Source organism: Neisseria sp. P0008.S002, assembly GCF_051962805.1.
In the GTDB taxonomy this organism is placed as follows: Bacteria; Pseudomonadota; Gammaproteobacteria; order Burkholderiales; family Neisseriaceae; genus Neisseria; species Neisseria perflava.
Window position 1 is genome coordinate 217,907 of record NZ_JBQCUY010000001.1, and the last position, 23,642, is coordinate 241,548.

Consider the following 23,642-nt stretch of genomic DNA (forward strand, 5'->3'; position numbering starts at 1 on the left):
AGTTTGTTTGTACATACTCAAAAGGTCGTCTGAACACACTTTCAGACGGCCTTTTCTTATCATGCTGATCACAGATTATCCTCGAATCACTTTGCGGATATTCGGATTGGCATGCATTGCATGAATAATCTGATTAACCTGATCCAAGTCTTTGACTTTAATTGTGAATTTAAATTCTACAAAACCTTCCGTTCCTGCTTGCGCTTTGGTCGGCGTATCGACAGATTCGATATCCGCACCGGAATTGGAAATCGCTTGCGCCATTGAGGCCAACAAACCATGAGCATCTTCGGATTTAACGTTGAGGATGGTGCGGTACGTTTGATTGCGCAAACTGTCCCAGCCCGCATCGAGTTGCTCTTCCGGATCGGCTTTGACCAAAGTTTGACAGGTATCACGGTGGATAATCATACCCTTGTCTTTGACCAATAGGGCGCGGATCGCATCGCCGGGAATCGGATGGCAACATTCGGCAAAATGAATCCGGCCGGTTTCCTGATCGTTGACTTTGATCGGGCTGAGTTTGACCGCGCTGCCAAAATGTTGGCCCGCCAACTCAGCAATGTGCATGGCAACGTGTACCGGCAAAGTATGCCCCATACCGACATTGTAAAGAACCTCTTCAAACGAGGTTTGTTTGGTGTTCAAATCGGCAAGGTATTTTTCTTTGAGGTCGTCTGAAAGCAGGATGTCTTTAGGCAACAGGCTGGATAAAGCTTTTTGCAGCAGGTTCTCACCCAAAACAACGGCATCGTGACGATTCAGATTTTTAATGTATTGGCGGATGGCACTGCGCGCACGGCTGGAAACGGTAAAATTCAGCCATGCCACATTAGGCTTGGCGTGTTCGGAAGTAATGATTTCTACCGTATCACCGGTTTTCAGCTTGGTGCGCAACGGCATCATGACGTTATTGATACGCGCGGCAACGGTTTTATGACCGATATTGGTGTGAACGGCATAGGCAAAGTCAATCGGCGTCGCACCTTTAGGCAAGGTAAGGATATCGCCTTTCGGGGTAACGATATAGACTTCGTTGGGGAACAAATCGACTTTGACATGCTCCAGAAACTCGATGGCATTTGAGCTGCTGGCCTGCAGGTCAAGAATATTTTTCATCCATCGGTTCATATGGAGGACGGCTTGGTCCGGAGTATTTTCACCGGATTTGTAAATCCAATGGCCGGCAATACCGCCCTCAGCCACAGCGTCCATTTCACGCGTACGGATTTGCACTTCGATCGGTAAACCGTAAGGACCGACCAAAGTCGTGTGCAGGCTTTGGTAGCCGTTGCTTTTCGGAATAGCGATATAGTCTTTAAAACGGCCGGGCTTGGGGTGGTATAAATTATGCAATGCACCCAACGCGGCATAACAGGCAGGAATATTGTTTACAATGACCCGAAAGCCGTAGATATCCATTACTTCGGCAAAACGCAGTTTTTTAGCCAGCATTTTTTGATGAATGCTGTATAAGTTTTTCTCGCGGCCTTTGATTTTGGCTTCAATATTGACACCGACCAAACGCTGACCGAATGCACGCAACACTTTGCCGACAACATCGCGGCGATTTTTGCGGCTGTTGTCCATGGCTTTTTTCAGGGTTTCGTAGCGTCTTGGGTGGAGGTTTTGGAACGATAAGTCTTGAAGCTCTTGATACGCATTGTTCAGGCCAATGCGATTGGCGATTTGAGCATAGATTTCGAGGGTTTCTTTGGCGATGCGGCGGCGTTTTTCCGGACGCATAGAGCCAAGGGTGCGCATATTATGCAATCGGTCGGCCAGTTTGACGACGATAACACGCACGTCTTTAGTCATGGCGAGGATAAGCTTACGGAAACTTTCCGCCTGATGCTCGGCATGATCTTCAAATTTGAGTTTTTCCAGTTTGGAGAGGCCGTCTACCATTTCGGCAATGGTATCGCCGAATTCTGCCGCCATTTCGACTTTGGTTACACCCGTATCTTCCAATACATCGTGCATAACGCCCGCGCAAAGACCTTGAACATCCATATGCCAAATCGCAAGCTGCGTGGCAACGGCGAGAGGATGGGTGATGTAGGGTTCGCCGCTTTTACGGGTTTGTCCGTCATGGGCGTGGAAAGCGTAGGCAACGGCTCTTTCAAGCTCGGCCTGCTCATTGGTATTGAGATAGGATGCGGTGCGAAACAGAAGCTCGCGCGCTTCTGCTGTCAGCGGGTCATAGGGGGCGGTAGGCAGTGGGGCTGGCATTTTCAGACGGCCTTTTATGGCTATTTTTTTAAGCCGTCAGACTGTATCGGTTGTTATATCGCACCGATACAGTCCGCGCGGCGGTTTTATCGGTTTGCCGGTTGGTTTACTTATTGCGGGTCAGCAGCTCGGTTCCGATTTGTCCAGCAGCGATTTCGCGCAGGGCGGTTACGGTTGGTTTGTTGTTGCGGATGTCGTCAACCAAAGGCGTATTGCCGTTTTCGAGCTGGCGTGCGCGACGGGCGGCAACGAGGGTAAGGTCGAAGTGGTTAGGGATTTTACCTGTGCAGTCTTCAGTAGTAATACGGGCCATGTTTGCTTGCTTTCTTTCTATGTTTCAAATAAACGGTTATTTTCGCTGTTTTTTACGAATTTTCCAACAGGTTTGAAATAAATCCCTGTTGAGAGGATTTTTTCAGACGGCCTGCTTTAATAATGTGGAACAAATCGGCTTCGGCACGATCCAAATCGTCATTCACGACGACGTAATCGAACAAAACGGATTGCTCAATCTCATGTCGGGCTTTTGAAAGACGTGTTTGAATAACTTCTTCGCTGTCTGTACCACGGCCGATCAAACGTTGTGCCAATACTTCAAAGGAAGGCGGCAGGATAAAAATACTGCTGGCTTCAGGCAATGATTTACGCACTTGCGCCGCACCTTGCACATCAATTTCCAAAATTACATCATAGCCCTCTTCGCTCAACGAATTCACGCCGGCAATGCTGGTGCCGTAATAGTTGCCGAACACATTGGCGTGTTCCAAAAAGGCTCTTTGATCAATCAGTGATTCAAATTCTTCTTTGGGAACAAAGTGGTAATGCACGCCATGTGTCTCACCCTCACGTGGCTGGCGCGTGGTATGAGAAATGGAAACACGGATGTCGTCATGATTTTTCAACAGGCGCGACACCAAGGTCGTTTTACCTGTGCCGGAAGCGGCAGAAATGATGTAAATATTGCCTTTTTTATGATTTTGCATGGTGGTTCAGCCGATGGTATGTACCTGTAAATTATAACACAACACAATGTTTCTCGGAATTTCAGACGGCATGTTGCAAAATTTGGCTATTGTATCGATTAATTTGGCAAGTCCGCATATGACCGCTACAATATCGTGTTAAAAACTTTTTGATTTCGGAATGTCAAGATGTTGATTCATCCTGAAGTAATGGGCGTAGAGGCTTTGGCGGACAAAATCCGTAAAATTGAAAACTGGCCGCAAAAAGGGATTTTGTTTCATGACATTACTCCCGTTTTGCAAAGCGCAGAATATTTCCGCCTGCTGGTCGATTTACTGGTTTACCGCTATATGGGGCAAAAAGTTGATGTCGTTGCGGGCTTGGATGCGCGCGGCTTCATCATTGGCGCAGCTTTGGCCTATCAGCTGAACGTCGGCTTTGTCCCCATCCGCAAAAAAGGCAAACTGCCGTTTGATACGGTTTCTCAAAGTTACGCTTTGGAATATGGCGAAGCAACGGTAGAAATCCATACCGACGCCATCAAGCCGGGCGCACGCGTTTTGTTGGTAGATGATTTGGTGGCAACTGGCGGCACAATGCTGGCAGGTGTCGAGCTGATCCGCAAATTAGGTGGCGAAGTAATCGAAACGGCTGCCATTCTGGAATTTACCGACTTGGACGGCGGCAAAAAAATCCGTGAAAGCGGCGTGCCGTTATTTACCCTGTGCCAAAACAAAGGCTGTATGTAATAAAAAACCGCAAGCTAATCAGCCTGCGGTTTTTTATAATCAAAATTATTCGAGAACGTATCCGTCCGTATCCCAGAAAGTTTTTTTCACCAACTGGTCGTCTTTATAAACTAGCTCAGATTTCTTCGCACCATCATCATACCAATCCAAAATAATGCCACTGCGTTTACCGTTGCGAATACTCAATTCAGACACGATGCGGCCATTTTCATCCCAACTAATGATCTCCGTCGGTTTGTCATTGCTCATCATCATTTCAGTTTTCGGACTGCCGTCTGAATACCATTGTTTCCAATGGCCATTGGCTTTATCATGCTTAAACTGAATTTCGCTTTCTTTCACGCCATTTCGGTAATAGCGCGAACCCACGCCCTCACTCAAGCCATTTTGATAAGGCATTACTGCGGATTTTTTGCCGTTTGGATACCAGTTGACCCACTCGCCATGCGGTTTGCCGTTGCGATAGCTGCCAACCATCTTTTTCTGACCGTTGAAATGCCACAGGGTTAATGTGCCATTATCCAACGCCGGCACAAAAACCTTAATCTGACCGGCAGGTACTTCATAAGGATCAGAATATTTTTTCATCGATGGATAGTAAAAATCCTGCACCTGTGCCTTACCTGCCTCAATCTTGTATTGGCGGACATAAGCAACCGAAGGCATGGTCGCCGTCAGTTTACCGTTTTGATTGAAATAAACGGTATGTTGCTGGGCAAAGGCGGCAACGGGCATACTGAACAAAGCAGCAGCCAACAGGCCTGATTTTAAATAATTATTCATAATATGGAGTTTGGCAGTATATGTTCTACAAAAAGTCAGTAATAAAAATCTACCGGCATTTAAATCTATGACAAATATTATAAGCCATAGTTTCAAAGCCTGCTTGGATTTCATATTCGGCATACCATAGGAATTTGTATTTTCTTAAAATATTAAAAATTTTATAAAACAAAGGCCGTCTAAAACTTTTTCAGACGGCCTTTATTTTATTTATATCAAAATAATCTATTCTTCACCCAATAATTGCTCGCGGGTCAACAAGAATACAAACCCATCGCCACCGCTGGTTTCCAACCAAGTAAACGGTAATTCGGGATAAGCCGCTTCCAATACTTCACGATTGTGACCGATTTCAACCAGCAATACACCTTTTGGATTCAAATATTTCGCCGCTTGCAGAATGATTTGACGTGTAGCGTCCAAACCATCTTCGCCACTACCCAAAGCCAATTCCGGCTCGTGCAGGTATTCATCAGGCAACGCTTCCACTGATTCCGCGTCGACATAAGGCGGATTGGAAACAATTAAGTCGTATGTTTCATCCAAACCTTCGAATAAATCGGTATGCACCAAGCTGATGCGGTCTTCCAAACCATAATCTTCAATATTGATGGCGGCTACTTCCAGCGCATCCAAGCTTAAATCAACGGCATCGATTTGTGCATCAGGATAGTGGTGCGCCATTTGAATGGCCAAACAGCCGCTACCGGTACACAAATCCAAAGCTCGATGCACCAACTCATCATGTTCAATCCAAGGACGGATATCGTCGCCCAGCAATTCGTAAATGAAAGAACGAGGCACGATAACGCGCTCATCAACATAAAAATCAAACTCGCCCTGCCATGCCTGATGCGTCAGATACGCGGCAGGAATATGCTCCACTGCGCGGCGTTCGAGAATGGACAACACCTCTTCCTTCTCACTTTGCAACAATTTAGCATCCAAATAAGGTTCCAACGTATCCAAAGGCAGATTCAAAGTGTGCAAAATCAGATAGGCTGCCTCGTCATGGGCATTATCGCTTCCGTGTCCGAAAAACAGTCCGGCATCGTTAAAACGGCTGACGGCGAAACGCAGCAAATCGCGAACAGTGGTCAGCTCTTGAGCAGCTTGATTGAACATAATGTTTTGTCTTGTCAATTTAAGAATGTTGAAATTATAACAGAAAGGCCGTCTGAAAACTTTTCAGACGGCCTTCGATTTAATTCAGCTTAAGATTATTTATCGCGGCTGAATACGATTTTGGTAGCTTGGATAGCAACGCAGACAGCACCACCGATAAAGATCAAGTCAGCAGCAGTACGAACCCAACGCAGGGTATCCAGAATTTCCATTTGCAGGAATTCTTCACTACGTGCATACCACAGACCATGAGTGATAGAAGCGTAAGCTTGAATCACGCCGACCGGCAACAGGCTGATAGCAATCATACCCACCAGGCCGCCGTTCAACAGCCAGAATGCCCAAGTCATCAGTTTGTCGTCAAATTGAGCATTAGGTTTCAGGTAACGTGCAACCAGCAATACGAAGCCCAGAGCCAAGAAACCGTACACACCGAACAGAGCCGCGTGAGCATGAACTGCAGTAGTGTTCAGACCTTGGATGTAGAACAGAGAAATCGGCGGGTTAATCAAGAAGCCGAATACGCCGGCACCAATCATGTTCCAGAAGGCAACTGCTACGAAGCACATCAGAGGCCAACGCAGACGTTTCGCCCAGTCGGACAGGTGTTGGTAAGACCAGTGTTCATAAGCTTCACGACCCAGCAGAATTAAAGGCACAACTTCCAAAGCGGAGAAACATGCACCGATTGCCATAGAGGCAGAGGTAGAACCAGAGAAGTACAAGTGGTGTAATGTACCTGGAATACCGCCCAACATGAAGATGGCAGCAGCAGCCAAAGTAGAAGCAGTGGCAGTACTACGGCGGACAAAGCCCATGTTATAGAAGATGAATGCGAAAGCGGCAGTAGCGAACACTTCGAAGAAACCTTCTACCCACAAGTGAACCACCCACCAACGCCAGTATTCCATCACAGCGATTGGAGATTTTTCACCGTAGAACAGACCAGGAGCATAGAACACACCCACACCAACCATAGAAGCTACGAAGATAGCCAACAGGTTTTTGTCTGTACCTTTTTCTTTAAAGGCAGAAATGGTGCAACGCAGCATCAGGAACAGCCACAACAGCAAGCCGACCATCAGCAGAAGTTGCCAGAAGCGACCCAAATCCAAGTATTCGTAACCTTGGTGACCGAACCAGAAGTTCAGCTCAGGCGGAATGATGTGGGTCAAAGCAAAGAAGTTACCTGCATAAGAACCGCCGACTACGATGAACAGGGCGATGTACAGGAAGTTCACACCGGCACGTTGGAATTTAGGATCTTTACCGCCGTTCACAATCGGAGCCAAGAACAGACCTGCTGTCAGGAAGCCGGTTGCAATCCAGAAAATAGCGGATTGGATGTGCCAAGTACGGGTCAGCGCATATGGGAACCAGTCGGCCATTTCAAAGCCCAAGGCGGTATCGATACCGTAGAAGCCTTGACCTTCGACAGTATAGTGAGCGGTCAAACCACCCAACAGTACTTGTACGACAAACAGCGCAACAGTCAGGAATACATATTTGCCCAACGCTTTTTGAGAAGGAGTCAGTTGTACTTTAGAGATAGGATCTTCAGTAGGTACTTCAACCTCTTCATGTTTGGTCAAGAAAGAGTAACCCCACATCAGCAAGCCGATACCCATCAGCAACAATACCACGCTGGTGAAGGACCACATGTAGTTTTCAGTAGTCGGTACGTTCTTGATCAAAGGCTCGTGCGGCCAGTTGTTGGTGTAAGTGAAGTTCTCATCAGGACGGTTAGCCGAAGCAGACCAAGAAGTCCAGAAGAAGAAGTTGAACAGTTTTTCACGCGCTTCTTGGCTTGGCAATGTGTTGTTTTTCATTGCAAAGTGTTCGCGAGTGGTTTGGAACTTAGGATCGTCGCTGTACACACCGTGATAGTAAGGCAGAATACTTTCGATCGCTTTCACGCGGGTATCGCTGATAACGACAGAACCGTCTTCCTTAATACGGCTTTGGTTGCGGTATTCGTCAGCCAAACGGGTTTTCAGAACAGCTTGTTCCTCAGGAGAAACTTCGTCAAATTTTTTGCCGTAAGTTTCTTGCGCAGTCAGATCCAACCATGCAACCAGCTCGCGGTGCAGCCAGTCGGCAGTCCAGTCCGGAGCTTGGTATGCACCGTGACCCAATACAGAGCCAACTTCCATACCGCCGGTAGTTTGCCATGCAGATTGACCTGCCAAAATATCGTCTTTGGTCATCAGGACTTTGCCGGATGCAGAAACGACTTGTTCAGGGTATGGCGGAGCCTTTTTATAGACCTCGCTACCCATATAACCAAGAATGGTAAAGCATACTGCCAGTACGGCAAACAGCAAGTACCAAAGCTTCTTGTACTGTCCCATTTTGAGTACTCCTTGATTTTGGTAAAAAGTGGTTGGGTATTAATTCATTAAATATGAATGTTAAAGATTGTATCACGGTTTTAAAAGTAAAGAAATATTTTGTCAATAATATTCCTTTAAAACCATTAACTTACATGATATTGATTCCTATTATCCTATATAACTCCTCCTTTGTTATATTTTGTGTTAAGCCCACACTAACATTTTCACACAAAAATAAACTTTTCGGTTTAGTTTTTTATACTACTAAAGGAGTATTTAAGGATTAAAAGATTCATATTCATTGAACAATTTGATTTATGTCAAAATACACCCAAACAAGCGCCTACATAATCATACAAAATTTCAAACCATCCTATCAGGATACTTAACTTTTCTTACAATAAGGAAACTTTAAACATGAAACGCCAAACCTTAGCTGCACTTATCGCTTCTGTATTTGCACTGGCCGCATGCGGCGAACAAGCTGCTAAACCAGCTGAAACTCCGGCTGCCACCGCTTCTGCCGAAGCTCCTGCTGCTGCTTCTGACTCACAAGCTGCTGCCGAGACTCCTTCTTCAGAATTGCCTGTAGTCGATGCCATCATGACTCACGCTCCGGAAGTTCCACCTGCAATCGATCGCGATCATCCGGCTAAAGTACGCGTTAAAATGGAAACCGTCGAAAAAACCATGACTATGGAAGACGGTGTTGAATACCACTACTGGACATTCAACGGCGACGTTCCGGGCCAAATGATTCGTGTACGCGAAGGCGATACCGTAGAAGTAGAATTCTCTAACAATCCTTCTTCTACTGTTCCTCACAACGTTGACTTCCACGCTGCTACCGGTCAAGGCGGTGGTGCAGAAGCTTCTTTCACTGCCCCAGGCCACACTTCTACTTTCAGCTTTAAAGCTCTGCAAGCCGGTTTGTACATTTACCACTGTGCCGTTGCTCCTGTAGGTATGCACATCGCCAACGGTATGTACGGTTTGATCTTGGTTGAACCTAAAGAAGGCCTGCCTAAAGTAGATAAAGAGTTCTACATCGTACAAGGCGACTTCTATACTAAAGGTAAAAAAGGCGCTCAAGGCCTGCAACCTTTCGATATGGACAAAGCAATTGCCGAACAACCTGAATACGTTGTATTCAACGGTCACGTAGGCTCTATCGCCGGTGACAACGCCCTGAAAGCCAAAGCTGGTGAAACTGTTCGTATGTACGTTGGTAACGGTGGTCCTAACTTGGTATCTTCTTTCCACGTTATCGGCGAAATCTTCGACAAAGTATATGTTGAAGGTGGTAAACTGATTAACGAAAACGTACAAAGCACTGTGATTCCTGCCGGTGGCGCCGCCATGATCGAATTCAAAGTCGATATTCCAGGCAGCTACACTATAGTTGACCACTCTATCTTCCGTGCGTTCAACAAAGGTGCTTTGGGTCAATTGAAAGTTGAGGGTAACGAAAACCCTGAAATCATGACCAAAAAACTGAGCGACACCGTTTACCAACCTGCCGGTGCTGCCGCTTCTGCCCCAGCCGCTGCGTCTGCCGCACCTGCTGCTTCTGAAGCCGCTAAATAATCCCTCGGTTTAATACGCCAAGCCACTGCTACTCTTCTCTTAGAGTCGCAGTGGCTTCCATCACAATTAATCTTCCTATTCAATCAGACAGATTAATTTTTCAGACGGCCTTGTTATGATTAGGCTATCTTAAAAATAAATTTTCTGTTTTCAAACGATAATAAGGGCGTACCATGAAACTCATACGACTCCTCCTCTTAGGCAGTGCCTTAATCTGCGGCAATACATTTGCAGCCGAAATGGTAAAAATCGAAGGAGGCAGCTATCGCCCTCTCTATCTTAAAAAAGAGACTTCCCTTATTAAAGTCAAGCCCTTCCAACTTGATAAATATCCTGTAACCAATGCCGAATTCGCCGAATTTTTGAAAACACATCCACAATGGCAAAAAGACAAAATCAGCTCTAAACAAGCTGAAAAAGCTTACCTGAAACATTGGGTAAAAAACGGCAGCAACAGTTATGCGCCTAAAGCCAGCGAACTCAAACATCCGGTAACTAATGTTTCATGGTTTGCCGCCAATGCCTACTGCGTTTCCAAAGGCAAACGCCTGCCGACTATTGACGAGTGGGAATTTGCAGGCTTGGCTTCTACCACTCAAAAAGATGGCTCTGCCGAACCCGGCTACAACCGCACCATCTTGGATTGGTATGCAGACGGCGGCCGAAACGGCCTGCACGACATCGGTAAAAACAAACCCAACTACTGGGGCGTATACGATATGCACGGCCTGATTTGGGAATGGACTGAAGACTTCAACAGCAGCCAACTCTCTGCCGGCTCGTCCAACACACAAATGTTCTGTAGCGGCGCATCCGTAGGCTCAAGCGACCCGTCCAACTATGCGGCATTCTTACGCTACGGCATCCGCACCAGCCTACAGTCCAAATATGTTTTAAATAACTTGGGCTTCCGCTGTGCGAGCAAATAAAGTTTAGTTTTTTATCACCAAAGCAGCTTTGGCGGTACTGAAAGGTATCGCCGCTTTTTTTGGCCGTCTGAAAAGATATGGCGCACAAAGACAAATTGTGGCATAATCCGCCCGTCTTTCTAAAAAGGCACTTAGGAGTTTGCTTAGGTCGTTTGGCTTGGCAAACTTGTCCGAACCTGAAAAGGTTCTTTTATTTTCGGAGTTATCCATCATGGCATTGACCGTAGAACAAAAAGCACAAATTGTTAAAGATTTCCAACGCAAAGAAGGCGATACCGGCTCTTCTGAAGTACAAGTCGCTCTGTTGACTTTCCGCATCAACGACCTGACTCCTCACTTCAAAGCCAACCCTAAAGACCACCACAGCCGTCGCGGCCTGTTGAAAATGGTTAGCCAACGTCGTCGCCTATTGTCTTACCTGCGTCGTACTCAGCCTGATACTTACCGTACACTGATTACCCGCCTGGGTCTGCGTAAATAATTTATGCTTAAATCAACACCGCCTTCGGGCGGTGTTTTTTATTAACATACCGATGCCGTCTGAAACACAGGCCCACGCTCTGTGTTATACTTCCACACGCTTAAGCAGCAAGGCTTAAACTTCCAATCACTCCTTAAAGCTCCCATCAAAGCGAGAATCTGAATTGTCTGTTCATTCCATGTTGCACTCAGGAAAATTTTGGCTGAAATCCCTGGTTTTCAGCATTGCCGTGCTTTTATGCCTCGCGGCGGTATTGAGTGCCTTAATGTTCCGCATATTCAATACAGAAAACATCGACGCATTCATACAGAAAAACTTTTCTGCCCATGGCTGCCAAGTCAAATACAACGCCAATATCAGCAGAAAATGGCTACCGCGCCCTACGCTGATTTTAAAAGACCTCAGCCTTTCCTCTTCCGAACCTGACACGCCGACGCTGAACATCGCTGAGTCCGAAATGGGCTTTGGTTGGAGCAGCCTATGGTCGGATGCGCCCATACTTGAGAAATGGATTCTTTTAAACCCGACACTGACACTGGACTCAAAACACCATCTGCCCGCCTGCCTGCAACAAGACCCATCGTCAAAAGAAAGTTTTCAGCTCAACCGCATCATCATCAATAACGGCAGCATCCGTTACCACAATAAAGAACAAGATATTGCCTTAAACGATCTGCAATTTTCCCTGCGCAGAGCCGATTCAGACGGCCGTCCATTCGATATCAGCGGCACACTGCAAAACATAGGCAACCCCATCAGTTGGCAAGGGGCCGGCCATCTTGTACAAGATGATGCCGGCTGGAGCGTTCCCGCCCTCAAATTAAACCTGCAAACCGTATTACTCAAAAACAAGCTGGATGCCCAAATCGCAGGCAGCCTTAATTGGCAAAACCAAACCGCCCTTTTCCGCGACTTCAATCTGCAAGCTGAAAGCGGCTATCAAAACTTGCATATCAACGCACGCTCGCCCCTCTTGCAGTTTAAAAACGGCTATTTGCACCTCAACACACTCAACGGCGCATTGACCGCCGGCAGTGAAAACAACCAATGGGACGGTTCATTCAAACTGGACAAAGCCAACCTCTACGCAACCGTTTTGACCGCCGCCAATTTTGAACTCAAAGGCAGCCATAAAAACGACCGACTCCAAACCAACTTTACCTTTTCCAGCCCATTGGTTTGGCAAAAAGGCAAAGGCATTGATGCGCCCAAACTGCACCTCAGCACCCTGCAAGACACCATCAACCGCCTTCCCCGCCCCCGATTCATCAGTACACTCGAAGGACAGGCCAATTTCAGCCTCAATACATGGGAAGGCCGTCTGAAAGGCGCATTTGACAGACAAGCCCTCGCCTTGGCCTTTAAATACCAACGCGATGCCCAGCCGCGCCCGCACCTTGACGCCGGTATCGCCTTACAAAAACTCAATCTGACCCCTTACTTGGAAGATCTGAAAACCCAGCCATCACTGAATCTTCCTTCCCTGCTGGCCAAATCCTGGTTGCCCGACATTGAGGCCAACCTCCAAATCGGCAGCATTCAAACTGCCGGTCTGCAATTAGAAAACATCGAATCCCTGCTCACCGCCGATAAAGAACATATAGCCCTACACCGTTTCAAAGCCGGGCTTTATGGCGGCAAAACCGAGGGAGGCCTGAGTATTGCGGCAACCCAACCTGCTTCCTACCACCTTCAGCAAAACGCAAAAGGCATACAAATTCAGCCGCTGCTGCAAGACCTGTTCGGTTTCCACAGCTTCAGCGGCAGCGGCGACGCCGTTATCGACATTAAAACTACCGGCAATGACCGTGCCCAAATGATACAAGCCTTAAACGGCAGCCTGCTTCTCGATATTACCAACGGTGCATGGCACGGCATCGATATGGACAGCATTCTGAAAAACGGCATCTCTTCGGAAAAAATCGACAACAGCAACCTCAAAACCCCTTTCCATCATTTCATCCTCAATAGCGAAATCGAGAAAGGCATCAGCCATCATATCAACACCGAACTGTTTTCTGACAGCCTGCACGTTGTCAGCAGCGGCTATACCGATTTAAATACCCAAAAGCTATCGGAAAACCTGCTTATAAGCAACGTACTGCAACCTAAAAACAAACCGATTCCCCTCAAAATCGGCGGTACCGTACAAAACCCTTCCATTACCCTCGATTACAGCCGCTTAACCAATGGCATGAACACACCTGCAGAAAAACAAAAAGCCCTGCAAGAAACCATACAAGAACAATGGAAGTGGCTCAAACCACGCTAAATTTTCAAATTAAAGGCCGTCTGAAACCCAAAAAGTTTCAGACGGCCTTTTAACAGATACATTGTCAGAATAAGATGTTTATTGGGGAATGACCATATACACAATCAGTGCAACAATGATGGCAAACCATATGGCCAACATTATCAAGCCTTTTTTGGAGAGTTTTCTTTTTCTCCAATCGAGCTTCAATATTTCTACCGTACCCTCAAACATAGACCCAATTATTTCCATCAATATTTGAAGTAGAAATTCCAATAAATCCGACATCTACAAACCCAAACGCTCCCAAATCTGATCGATTTTGGCCGTAACGGCAGGGTCTTTTTTGATCACACGCCCCCATTCGCGGTCGGTTTCACCCGGCCATTTGTTGGTCGCATCCAAACCCATTTTGCCGCCGAGTCCGCTGACAGGGCTGGCGAAGTCGAGATAATCGATGGGCGTATTTTCTACCAAAACAGTGTCGCGTACAGGGTCCATGCGCGTGGTGACCGCCCAGATGACTTCTTTCCAGTCGCGCACGTTCACATCGTCATCAACCACGATGATGAATTTGGTGTACATAAATTGGCGCAGGAACGACCAGCAGCCCATCATCACGCGCTTGGCGTGTCCGGCGTACTGTTTTTTCATACTCACCACCGCCATGCGGTAGGAGCAGCCTTCGGGCGGCAGGTAAAAATCAGTGATTTCAGGGAACTGCTTTTGCAAAAGCGGTACGAACACTTCGTTCAATGCCACGCCCAAAACGGCGGGTTCATCGGGCGGTTTACCTGTGTAGGTGGAGTGGTAAATCGGGTTTTCGCGCATGGTGATGCGCTCGACCGTGAACACGGGGAAATGGTCCTGCTCGTTGTAATAGCCCGTGTGGTCGCCGTATGGGCCTTCCAACGCGGTTTCGTTCGGATGGATGACGCCTTCCAGCACGATTTCAGCGCGTGCGGGCACTTGCAAATCATTGCCGATACATTTCACCAGCTCCGTCCGCGAACCGCGCAACAGTCCGGCAAATTGGTATTCGCTCAAGGTATCGGGAACGGGCGTTACCGCGCCCAAAATGGTGGCAGGGTCGCAGCCAAGCACGACGGCGACGGGATACGGCGTATCGGGATTGAGTTTGCGGAATTCCTGATAATCCAACGCGCCGCCGCGATGCGACAGCCAACGCATAATCAGCTTATTTTTGCCGATTAGTTGCTGACGGTAAATACCGAGATTTTGGCGTTTTTTGTTTGGTCCGCGCGTAACGGTCAAGCCCCACGTTACCAGTGGCGCAACGTCTTCCGGCCAGCAATGCTGAATCGGAAGTTTATACAAATCAACGTCCTCACCTTCCCGCACGATTTCCTGACACGGCGCATTTTTCACCACGTTCGGCGCCATGCTCCAAATGTCTTTCAGCAACGGCAGTTTAGAAAATGCGTCTTTGATGCCTTTAGGCGGTTCGGGTTCTTTCAGATACGCCAACGTCTGCCCGATTTCACGCAGCTTGGACACACTGTCCGCACCCATGCCCAGTGCCACGCGTTCGGGCGTGCCGAACAGATTCGCCAAGACGGGATAATCATAACGCGTACCATCAGGCTTAATCGGGTTTTCAAACAACAACGCCGGCCCTTCGGCGCGCAGCACGCGGTCGGCAATTTCGGTCATTTCCAAATACGGCGACACCGGATGCTGGATGCGCTTTAGTTTGCCATCAGCTTCCAATCCGGCGATAAATTCTCGCAAATCTCTGTATTTCATGATTTCATTTTCCTGAACAGGCCGTCTGAAAGCAGACCGCCATTTCGGGTTTGAAAGATAAACCAGCGGCTATTGTACCTGCCAAATCTGTTCAAATCCCAACTTTCCACGTCCGAATTTCTAGATTTTTTGCAAACTACCGTCAAATTTAAACAATATCTGCTTGTGATTGCTTTCAGACGGCCTTATCTTTGGTAAAATTCCAACTTAATCCAATCATCAATCAATATTTATCGTGGGACGGCGGCCATGTTTGCAATTTTAGAATCTTTTTTCGTTGAATACGGCTATGCGGCCGTGTTTTTCGTTTTGGTTATTTGCGGCTTCGGCGTGCCGATTCCTGAAGATTTGACACTGGTAACCGGCGGTGTGATTTCCGGCCTGGGTTATACCAACTCGCATATTATGTTTGCCGTCGGCATGCTCGGCGTATTGGTAGGCGACGGCTTTATGTTTGCGGCCGGCCGGATTTGGGGACAAAAAATCCTTAAATTCAAACCGATTGCCCGCGTGATGACACCCAAACGCTACGCCCAAGTACAGGAAAAATTCGACAAATACGGCAACTGGGTTTTATTCGTCGCCCGTTTCCTGCCCGGCCTGCGTACTGCCGTTTTCGTGACCGCTGGTATCAGCCGCAAGGTTTCCTACCTACGTTTTATCCTGATGGACGGCTTGGCCGCGCTGATTTCCGTTCCGGTTTGGATTTATCTGGGCGAATACGGCGCACGCAATACCGACTGGCTGATGAAAAAAATGCATAGCCTGCAATCCGGTATCTTTACCGTACTGGGCATCGGCGCAGTCATCGTCGGCTGGATTTGGTGGAGAAAACACCGCCGCCACACCTTCTTCCGTGAAAAATTACACGAAAAACGTGCTGCAAAAGCCAAAAAACAAGCCAATCAATAAACCATTCCAGGCCGTCTGAAACACTTCCCCGCTTTCAGACGGCCTCAATCATTCATCAGAAACACCATGAAACAAAAAATCTTCGTCCTCTACACCGGCGGCACCATCGGCATGACCCAAAGCAGCGCAGGCCTGCGTCCCGACACCGCCCTCGTCGATAAAGCCCTTGCCCCCTTTTCAGACGGCCTTGATTTCGAATGGCACGTTTGTCAGCCGCTCATCGATTCTTCCGCGGTAATGCTACAAAACCAACGCGACTGGCTGGATCTTATTATCGCCAAACTGCCTGACTATGACGGCATTTTGGTGCTGCACGGTACGGATACCATGGCATACACCGCCAACCTCTTCGCCCTTTCGCTGCAAGGCTTGGACAAACCCGTTATCCTGACCGGCTCACAATGGCCTTACGATGCCGCCAACAGCGATGCGCCGCGCAACCTTGCCACCGCTGTTTCCGCCTTCTCGCTCAAACTCAAACAAGTGGCGATTGCCTTTGACGGCAAACTCTTCCCCGCCGTCGGCAGCAGCAAGGTCAGCACCGAGACCGCCGCAGGTTTTGACAACCTGCATTTTGGCGCACTCGCCGAATGGGAGGAAAACAAAGGTTGGCACAATATCCGTACCGCCCCGACCCAACATTCAGACGGCCTCAAACCGCGTCTTCCAAATCCTGAAGCCAAAGTTTCCATCCGCACGCTGATTCCCGGTTATGCCGCGCAAGAACTTTCAGACGGCCTGCCCCACCTTTCCGCCCAAGCCCTGATTCTGCAAAGCTACGGCCACGGCAATGCGCCGAGTAACGATGCGTTTGTCCGAGCCGTCCAAGCCTTTACGCAACAAGGCAAATTGCTGCTCAACATCAGCCAAGTGCCGCAAGGTTGCGCCGCCGCCGTCTATGCCCAAGGCGATGCTTTGCGTCAGACAGGTATCATCAACGGCGGCAAATGCAATCTCGAAACTGCCACTGCGCTGATGACCCTTGCCATTTCCCATGACTGGAATGCAGATAAGGTGCAACAAGAATTGCAACAATTAAATCTGCTGTAAACCGCCATTTAATATGACTTTCACCGACACCCACTGCCATCTTGCCGACCCCAAACTTGCCGACATGCTGCCTGCCGTGCTTACCGAAGCGCAAGCCGTTGGCGTGGCGCGTTTTATCGTACCGGCCACATCCCCCAAAGATTGGCATCCCGTTGCGCAGTTGGAAAGGCCGTCTGAAAACATCCATATCGCTTTGGGCATTCATCCGTGGTTTGCAGACGGCCTCAACGAAGCGGCATTCCAAGAGTTAGAGAAAGAATTAATCCAGCATCCTCAGGCATGGGTTGGCGAAATCGGCTTGGATTTTTATGGCAAAGAGCAAACCCAAGCGCAACGCGACACGCAAACCGACGTCTTTATCCGCCAACTCATCCTCGCCCAAAACCTCAACCGCCGCGTCATCATCCATAATCTGAAAGCCACCGCCGCCATTGCCGCCGCCGTCAAAACCGCCGGTTTCACACAAGGCGGTATCGTTCACGCTTTCTCCGGCAGCGTAGAAGAAGCGCGGATTTTGGTGAAACTCGGCTTCAAAATCGGCATAGGCTCACTGCTGCTCAATCCCAATGCAAAAAAAGTCCGTGCCGCCTTACAAGCCTTAGATGACACGGATTTTGTTCTTGAAACCGACAGCCCTTTTATGCTCGGCCATGAAACCAATACACCAGCCAACATCCGCCGTATCGCCGAAATTGCAGCCGAACTGCGCGGCATACCGCTGGCGCAACTGGCTGAAATAACCGAGCAAAACGTGGATTCCCTGCTCCATACTTCCCCTTGATATGCCGACCTCAAGGCATCAAAAAGCCTTGCCCGGCCATTTCGTTTCCAAACCGACACACTCTGCCCTCCCTACCCCATATTCATGAATAAAAAGCGATACAAGGCCGTCTGAAAAAATGTTTTTGGCACAAAATATCGTTCACTCCGTCATCTCGGCTTTTTAACACCGTATTTTCCCTTTGATTGATAAAAAGTATTACGCATATTATTGGGCAAACTTTTTATTTACGTTAAAATATGCCTTTTTTTGATAATAAGGCCGTCTGAAAAAGGCGGAAACTAATTATGGCTGAACAACATACACACGCTTCCACCTGGAAGAGCAAAATCAATGCTCTCGGCCCGGGTATCATGATGGCTTCGGCGGCAGTCGGCGGCTCGCACCTGATTGCCTCCACGCAGGCAGGCGCACTTTACGGCTGGCAGCTTGCGCTGATTATCATTCTGACCAACCTGTTCAAATACCCTTTTTTCCGCTTCAGCGCACATTACACGCTGGACACGGGCAAAAGCCTGATTGAGGGCTATGCCGAAAAAAGCCGCGTTTATTTGTGGGTATTTTTGATTTTGTGTATTGCATCGGCAACGATTAATGCCGGTGCAGTCGCCATCGTTACCGCCGCCATCGTCAAAATGGCGATCCCATCGCTGACTTTCGATGCCGGCATGGTGTCCGTCATGATTATGGTTTCCTGCCTGCTGATTTTGGCAAGCGGCCGCTATAAAGCATTGGACAACGTTTCCAAAATCATCATCGTCAGCCTGACCATTGCCACCGTCGCCGCAGCCGCCGTGGCCATGTCTCGCGGCATGCAGATGAAACCCGACTTTATCGAGCCTACCCCGTGGACACTGGCAGGCTTGGGCTTCCTCATCGCACTGATGGGCTGGATGCCTGCACCGATTGAAATTTCCGCCATCAACTCTTTGTGGGTTACCGAAAAACAACGCATCAACCCTTCCAGCTACCGCGACGGCATTTTCGACTTCAACGTCGGCTATATCACCAGCGCGATTTTGGCGGTCGTTTTCCTCGCCTTGGGTGCATATGTACAATACGGCAACGGAGAGGAAGTGCAAATGGCGGGCGGCAAATATGTTGGCCAACTGATTAATATGTACGCCGTGACCATCGGCGACTGGTCTCGTCCGCTGGTGGCATTTATCGCCTTCGCCTGTATGTACGGCACCACCATTACCGTAGTGGACGGCTACGCACGTGCGATTGCCGAACCGGTACGCCTGCTGCGCGGCAAAGACAAAACCGGCAATGCCGAATTGTTTGCTTGGAACGTCTGGGTTGCAGGCTCAGGCTTGGCCGTGATTTTCTGGTTCAACAGCGCAATGGCGGAACTGCTCAAATTTGCCATGATTACCGCCTTCGTTGCCGCCCCTGTATTCGCTTGGCTGAACTACCGCCTCGTTAAAGGCGACAAACGCCACAAACTGACCATGGGGATGAACTTCCTCGCCATTATTGGTTTGATTTATTTGACCGGCTTTACCGTTTTATTCCTACTGAACCAAACAGGCATCTTGGCTGCGCCTAAATAAGCCCATATAAAAAAGGCCGTCTGAAACTTAAAAACAGGTTTCAGACGGCCTTTCCAATCCATCATATCTTTTTGAATTTTCATTCAAACCCATTATAATAACGCCTTATTTCGCCGTTGCAGACCACCCGACGGCATCCGTATTTTGGAAAATTTATGAAGCCGTCTATCTTAGAAAAACTACAACAACTCAGCGACCGACTAGAAGAAGTCACACATTTGCTCGGACAGCCTGAAGCCACGTCCGATATGGACAACTACCGCAAACTCACGCGCGAACACGCCGAATTGACGCCCGTCGTCGAAGTCTTCCAAAACTATCAGCTGGCGCAAAGCGACTTGGCAGATGCCGAAGAAATGCTGTCCGACCCTGAAATGAAAGACTTTGCTGCCGAAGAAATTGAAACGGCCAAAGCCAAAATCGACAAACTCGATACCGAATTGCAAAAACTACTACTGCCAAAAGATGCCGACGACGATAAAAACATCTTTATCGAGGTACGTGCCGGTACCGGCGGCGACGAAGCTGCTCTGTTTGCAGGCGATTTGCTGCGTATGTACAGCCGCTACGCCGAGCGCAATCGCTGGCAGGTTGAAATCGTTTCCGCCAACGAAAGCGAATTGGGCGGCTATAAAGAAGTCATCGCCCGCATTATCGGCTTAGGCGCGTACAGCCGTCTGAAATTTGAATCGGGCGGCCACCGCGTGCAACGCGTCCCTGCTACCGAAAGCCAAGGCCGCATCCACACCTCCGCCTGTACCGTTGCCGTCATGCCCGAAGCGGACGAACTGGAAGACATTGAACTGAACCCCGCCGACCTGCGCATCGACACCTTCCGCGCATCCGGCGCGGGCGGTCAGCACATCAACAAAACCGACTCCGCCGTCCGCATTACCCACTTACCGACAGGCATGGTAGTCGAATGCCAAGACGGCCGCAGCCAACACGCCAACAAAGCGCAGGCGATGAAAGTCCTCGCCGCCCGCTTAAACGACGCGCAAAAACGCGAAGCCCAAGCCAAAGAAGCCGCCGAACGCAAATCCCTGATCGGCAGCGGCGACCGCAGCGAACGCATCCGCACCTACAACTACCCGCAAGGCCGCGTGACCGACCACCGCATCAACCTTACCCTGCACAAACTGGATTTTGTGATGGACGGCGATTTGGAAGAAATCACCAATGCCCTGATTGCCGAGCATCAAGCCGAGCTTTTGGCGGCAATGGGGGATTGATGGATTTGGTCCATTGCGTTTATACTTTTCAGACGGCCTGATGACATATGTCAATATAACCGTGTATATGTTATCCCAAAGTGATAAAATGCAGCACCAGCTGCACAACAGCAACACTCTTCTACAATCACCGAAAGAGAGGACACAAAATGGCAAAAATCCTGATCGCACCGGTATCTACCGGCCTGAGCGCCGATGCAGCGGCAAAAGCATTTGCAGCGGCATTGAATGCGCAAGTTTTCCAAGCCGTTGACTCCACTACAGAAACCCTGTTGGCTCAAGGCAAAAGCGACGACTGGTTCGACGCGCTTGTCGGTAAAGTTGCAGCATTGAACGCAGATAACCTCGTTATCGAAGGCATCACTCCTGATGCGGACAAATTGTTCTTGGCAGGCAAAAACGTCGAATTGGCGTTGTCTTTGGACGCAGGCGTTGTATTGGCGCTGAAATCCGACAACTCCGACGCAGCCGCCGTTGCCCAACAATTAAACCTCACCAAACAGCTCTACACCAACTCCCCGGGCTTATTGGAAGGCTTTATCATTGACGGCGCAGCCGCTGCTTTAGGCGCACAAGTTGCCGAGCAAACCGGCCTGACTTTCTTCGGCTCCAGCGACAAACTGCAAGACGTATCCGCTTTGGCCAAACGCGAAGCCAAACGCCTGTCTCCAGCCCAATTCCGTTACAACCTGATCGATTTCGCACGCAAAGCCGATATGCGCATCGTCCTGCCTGAAGGCGCAGAACCACGCACCGTCGCCGCTGCCGCTATCTGTCACGAAAAAGGCATCGCCCGTTGCGTACTGTTGGCGACCCGCGAAGAAGTTGAAGCCGTAGCGAAAGAACGCGGCATCTCCCTGCCCGATTCTTTGGAAATCATTGATCCAGCTACTTTGGTTGAACAATACGTTGAACCAATGTGCGAATTGCGCAAATCCAAAGGCCTGACTCCTGAAGATGCACGCAAACAGCTGCAAGACACCGTCGTACTGGGTACCATGATGATGGCTCAAAACGACGTAGACGGTTTGGTTTCCGGCGCAGTCCACACTACTGCCAACACCATCCGCCCTGCCCTGCAACTGATTAAAACCGCTCCGGGTGCAAGCCTTGTATCCAGCGTATTCTTCATGTTGCTGCCTAACCAAGTTTTGGCATTCGGCGACTGCGCGGTTAACCCGAACCCAACTCCGGAACAACTGGCCGACATCGCCATCCAATCTGCCGACAGCGCCAAAGCCTTCGGTATCGATCCCAAAGTGGCCATGATTTCCTACTCTACCATCAACTCAGGCAGCGGCCCTGATGTCGATGCAGTGATAGAAGCAACCAAACTGGCTAATGAAAAACGCCCTGATTTGGCCATCGAAGGCCCGTTGCAATACGATGCGGCTACCGTTCCATCTATCGGCCAATCCAAAGCTCCGGGCAGCGCTGTTGCCGGTCAAGCAACCGTTTTAGTTTTCCCAGACCTCAATACCGGCAACTGTACTTACAAAGCCGTACAACGCAGCGCCAACGTCCTGAGCGTAGGCCCGTTGTTGCAAGGTTTGCGTAAACCGGTTAACGACTTGTCCCGCGGCGCATTGATTGAAGACATCGTCTTCACCATCGCCCTGACTGCCGTTCAAGCCAAACAAATGCAAGGCTGATTGACAAGCTGATGCTTTGAAATCAAAGGCCGTCTGAAACCGATGTTTCAGACGGCCTTTCGTATATTTGCGCCAACTATATTATAATTCGCCATTATTTTCTGAAAGACTGCCCCAATGACTGCCTACCAGCAACAACTAGCCGACAAAAAGCAATATCTTCAGCAACTTTTCCAAGGACTGGATTTTCCTGAAATCGAAGTCTTTGAATCTCCGGAACAGCATTACAGAATGCGTGCCGAGTTCCGCATCTGGCATGAAGGCGGCGAAATGTTTTATGCCATGTTTGAGCGCGGGCAAAAGGCAAGTGGGGCAAGCCTGATCCGTTGCGACCAATTTCCTGCCGCGTCCAAATCCATCAATGCCTTGATGCCGAAACTGATTGAAGCCGCGTCCAATCATCCCGAACTGAAAAACCGCTGGTACGCCGTCGAATTTTTATCCACTTTAAGCGGCGAAATGCTGGTGACCATGATTTACCACAAGAAGCTGAACGACGCATGGCAACAAGCCGCGCAAGAGCTGGCGCACAATTTGGGCATTCATATCATCGGCCGCAGCCGCGGACAAAAAATCGTATTGAGCCAAGATTTTGTGACCGAAGCATTGGAAGTCAACGGCAAGACCTTCCGCTATCGTCAAATCGAGGGCAGCTTTACCCAACCCAATGCCCAAGTGTGCCAAAAAATGCTGACTTGGGCGTGTGATGCCGCGCAAAACTTAGGCAAAGACCTGCTTGAGCTGTACTGCGGTAACGGCAATTTCACCCTGCCGCTTTCGCAACATTTCAATCAGGTGCTGGCAACCGAAGTTTCCAAAACTTCCGTCAACGCCGCCCAATGGAATATTGAAGCCAACCAAATTACCAATCTCAAAATCGCTCGTCTGTCTGCGGAAGAATTTACCGAGGCCTACACGCAAAACCGTGAATTCCGCCGCCTGCAAGAACAAGGCGTCGACTTGAAAAACTATGATTTTTCAACCATTTTCGTTGATCCTCCACGCGCTGGTGTTGATGATGAGACGCTCAAATTAGTTGCCCAATTCGACAACGTCCTCTATATTTCCTGCAATCCTGAGACCCTGCGCACCAACCTCGACACGCTCTGTCAAACCCATACCATCGAACGCGCCGCCCTGTTCGACCAATTCCCATTTACCCACCATATCGAAAGCGGCGTTTGGTTGAAGAAGAAAAAATAAAACCATACAAAAAGGCCGTCTGAATGTTCAGACGGCCTTTAATTAACGGCATATTA

At 48.9% G+C, this 23,642-nt stretch carries 20 protein-coding genes; 12 read left to right on the forward strand and 8 right to left on the reverse strand.

What is annotated here, in order from left to right; genetic code table 11:
• Positions 1-75: 75 nt before the first annotated feature.
• From ACTHSA_RS01060 to gmk, 3 genes are all read right to left on the reverse strand, one after another.
• On the reverse strand, positions 76-2,232 hold the full coding sequence (locus tag ACTHSA_RS01060; protein WP_049335451.1) for a RelA/SpoT family protein: 2,157 nt from the start codon (positions 2,230-2,232) through the stop codon (positions 76-78).
• 106 nt (positions 2,233-2,338) lie between these two features.
• A complete protein-coding gene (gene rpoZ, locus ACTHSA_RS01065; RefSeq protein WP_003682294.1) occupies positions 2,339-2,545 on the reverse strand; it encodes a DNA-directed RNA polymerase subunit omega in 207 nt (68 codons plus the stop codon).
• A 52-nt stretch (positions 2,546-2,597) separates the two neighbouring features.
• Positions 2,598-3,215: a guanylate kinase gene (gene gmk / locus ACTHSA_RS01070; protein WP_049335449.1), complete on the reverse strand. Its 618-nt coding sequence runs from the start codon at positions 3,213-3,215 to the stop codon at positions 2,598-2,600.
• 168 nt (positions 3,216-3,383) lie between these two features.
• On the opposite strand from gmk, the gene ACTHSA_RS01075 reads away from it, so the two are divergent.
• Positions 3,384-3,944 carry an adenine phosphoribosyltransferase gene (locus tag ACTHSA_RS01075; protein ID WP_049335447.1) on the forward strand — a complete coding sequence of 187 codons (561 nt, stop codon included), beginning with the start codon at positions 3,384-3,386 and terminating at the stop codon, positions 3,942-3,944.
• Positions 3,945-3,989: 45 nt separating this feature from the next.
• Here ACTHSA_RS01075 and ACTHSA_RS01080 read toward each other — a convergent pair whose 3' ends face one another.
• The 3 genes from ACTHSA_RS01080 to ACTHSA_RS01090 all read right to left on the reverse strand — a co-directional run bounded on the left by ACTHSA_RS01080 (position 3,990) and on the right by ACTHSA_RS01090 (position 8,203).
• Positions 3,990-4,727 carry a toxin-antitoxin system YwqK family antitoxin gene (locus tag ACTHSA_RS01080; RefSeq protein WP_003686026.1) on the reverse strand — a complete coding sequence of 246 codons (738 nt, stop codon included), beginning with the start codon at positions 4,725-4,727 and terminating at the stop codon, positions 3,990-3,992.
• 225 nt (positions 4,728-4,952) lie between these two features.
• Positions 4,953-5,852, reverse strand: coding sequence for a 50S ribosomal protein L3 N(5)-glutamine methyltransferase (gene prmB, locus ACTHSA_RS01085; RefSeq protein ID WP_070625892.1), 900 nt, complete (start codon positions 5,850-5,852; stop codon positions 4,953-4,955).
• Positions 5,853-5,947: 95 nt separating this feature from the next.
• Complete coding sequence (locus ACTHSA_RS01090) at positions 5,948-8,203, reverse strand: nitric-oxide reductase large subunit (RefSeq protein ID WP_049344039.1); 2,256 nt, start codon at positions 8,201-8,203, stop codon at positions 5,948-5,950.
• Between the two features lie 399 nt (positions 8,204-8,602).
• Here ACTHSA_RS01090 and nirK point away from each other — a divergent pair, with 399 nt between their 5' ends.
• Both nirK and ACTHSA_RS01100 read left to right on the forward strand, forming a co-directional pair.
• Positions 8,603-9,772, forward strand: coding sequence for a copper-containing nitrite reductase (gene nirK / locus ACTHSA_RS01095; RefSeq protein WP_004519389.1), 1,170 nt, complete (start codon positions 8,603-8,605; stop codon positions 9,770-9,772).
• Positions 9,773-9,945: 173 nt separating this feature from the next.
• The gene (locus tag ACTHSA_RS01100) at positions 9,946-10,701 is read left to right on the forward strand and encodes a formylglycine-generating enzyme family protein (RefSeq protein WP_004519388.1); all 756 of its coding nucleotides are present in this window, start codon (positions 9,946-9,948) and stop codon (positions 10,699-10,701) included.
• A gap of 3 nt (positions 10,702-10,704) precedes the next feature.
• Here ACTHSA_RS01100 and ACTHSA_RS01105 read toward each other — a convergent pair whose 3' ends face one another.
• Complete coding sequence (locus tag ACTHSA_RS01105; protein ID WP_039861972.1) at positions 10,705-10,914, reverse strand: hypothetical protein; 210 nt, start codon at positions 10,912-10,914, stop codon at positions 10,705-10,707.
• Here ACTHSA_RS01105 and rpsO point away from each other — a divergent pair.
• Positions 10,913-11,182 (forward strand): 30S ribosomal protein S15, encoded by a 270-nt coding sequence (gene rpsO, locus ACTHSA_RS01110; RefSeq protein WP_003679932.1) that lies wholly within the window; start codon positions 10,913-10,915, stop codon positions 11,180-11,182. The two genes, ACTHSA_RS01105 and rpsO, sit on opposite strands and share 2 nt — an antisense overlap.
• A 178-nt stretch (positions 11,183-11,360) precedes the next feature.
• Positions 11,361-13,454: an AsmA family protein gene (locus tag ACTHSA_RS01115; RefSeq protein WP_070588331.1), complete on the forward strand. Its 2,094-nt coding sequence runs from the start codon at positions 11,361-11,363 to the stop codon at positions 13,452-13,454.
• Positions 13,455-13,721: 267 nt separating this feature from the next.
• Here the strand turns inward: ACTHSA_RS01115 and ubiD are convergent, their stop codons facing one another.
• Positions 13,722-15,200, reverse strand: coding sequence for a 4-hydroxy-3-polyprenylbenzoate decarboxylase (ubiD, locus tag ACTHSA_RS01120; RefSeq protein WP_440367352.1), 1,479 nt, complete (start codon positions 15,198-15,200; stop codon positions 13,722-13,724).
• A 249-nt stretch (positions 15,201-15,449) separates the two neighbouring features.
• Here ubiD and ACTHSA_RS01125 point away from each other — a divergent pair, with 249 nt between their 5' ends.
• The 7 genes from ACTHSA_RS01125 (at position 15,450) to trmA (ending at position 23,586) form a co-directional block, all read left to right on the forward strand.
• A complete protein-coding gene (locus tag ACTHSA_RS01125; protein WP_070607941.1) occupies positions 15,450-16,112 on the forward strand; it encodes a DedA family protein in 663 nt (220 codons plus the stop codon).
• Positions 16,113-16,178: 66 nt separating this feature from the next.
• Positions 16,179-17,162, forward strand: a complete 984-nt coding sequence (locus ACTHSA_RS01130; RefSeq protein WP_070607943.1) for an asparaginase — start codon at positions 16,179-16,181, stop codon at positions 17,160-17,162.
• Between the two features lie 13 nt (positions 17,163-17,175).
• Positions 17,176-17,943: a TatD family hydrolase gene (locus ACTHSA_RS01135; RefSeq protein WP_070504434.1), complete on the forward strand. Its 768-nt coding sequence runs from the start codon at positions 17,176-17,178 to the stop codon at positions 17,941-17,943.
• Positions 17,944-18,230: 287 nt separating this feature from the next.
• Positions 18,231-19,499: an Nramp family divalent metal transporter gene (locus ACTHSA_RS01140; RefSeq protein WP_070504437.1), complete on the forward strand. Its 1,269-nt coding sequence runs from the start codon at positions 18,231-18,233 to the stop codon at positions 19,497-19,499.
• A gap of 155 nt (positions 19,500-19,654) precedes the next feature.
• The gene (gene prfA, locus ACTHSA_RS01145) at positions 19,655-20,731 is read left to right on the forward strand and encodes a peptide chain release factor 1 (protein WP_049344380.1); all 1,077 of its coding nucleotides are present in this window, start codon (positions 19,655-19,657) and stop codon (positions 20,729-20,731) included.
• 149 nt (positions 20,732-20,880) lie between these two features.
• Complete coding sequence (gene pta, locus ACTHSA_RS01150) at positions 20,881-22,383, forward strand: phosphate acetyltransferase (protein WP_049344381.1); 1,503 nt, start codon at positions 20,881-20,883, stop codon at positions 22,381-22,383.
• Positions 22,384-22,500: 117 nt separating this feature from the next.
• Complete coding sequence (trmA, locus tag ACTHSA_RS01155; RefSeq protein ID WP_049335430.1) at positions 22,501-23,586, forward strand: tRNA (uridine(54)-C5)-methyltransferase TrmA; 1,086 nt, start codon at positions 22,501-22,503, stop codon at positions 23,584-23,586.
• The last annotated feature ends 56 nt before the right edge of the window (positions 23,587-23,642 follow it).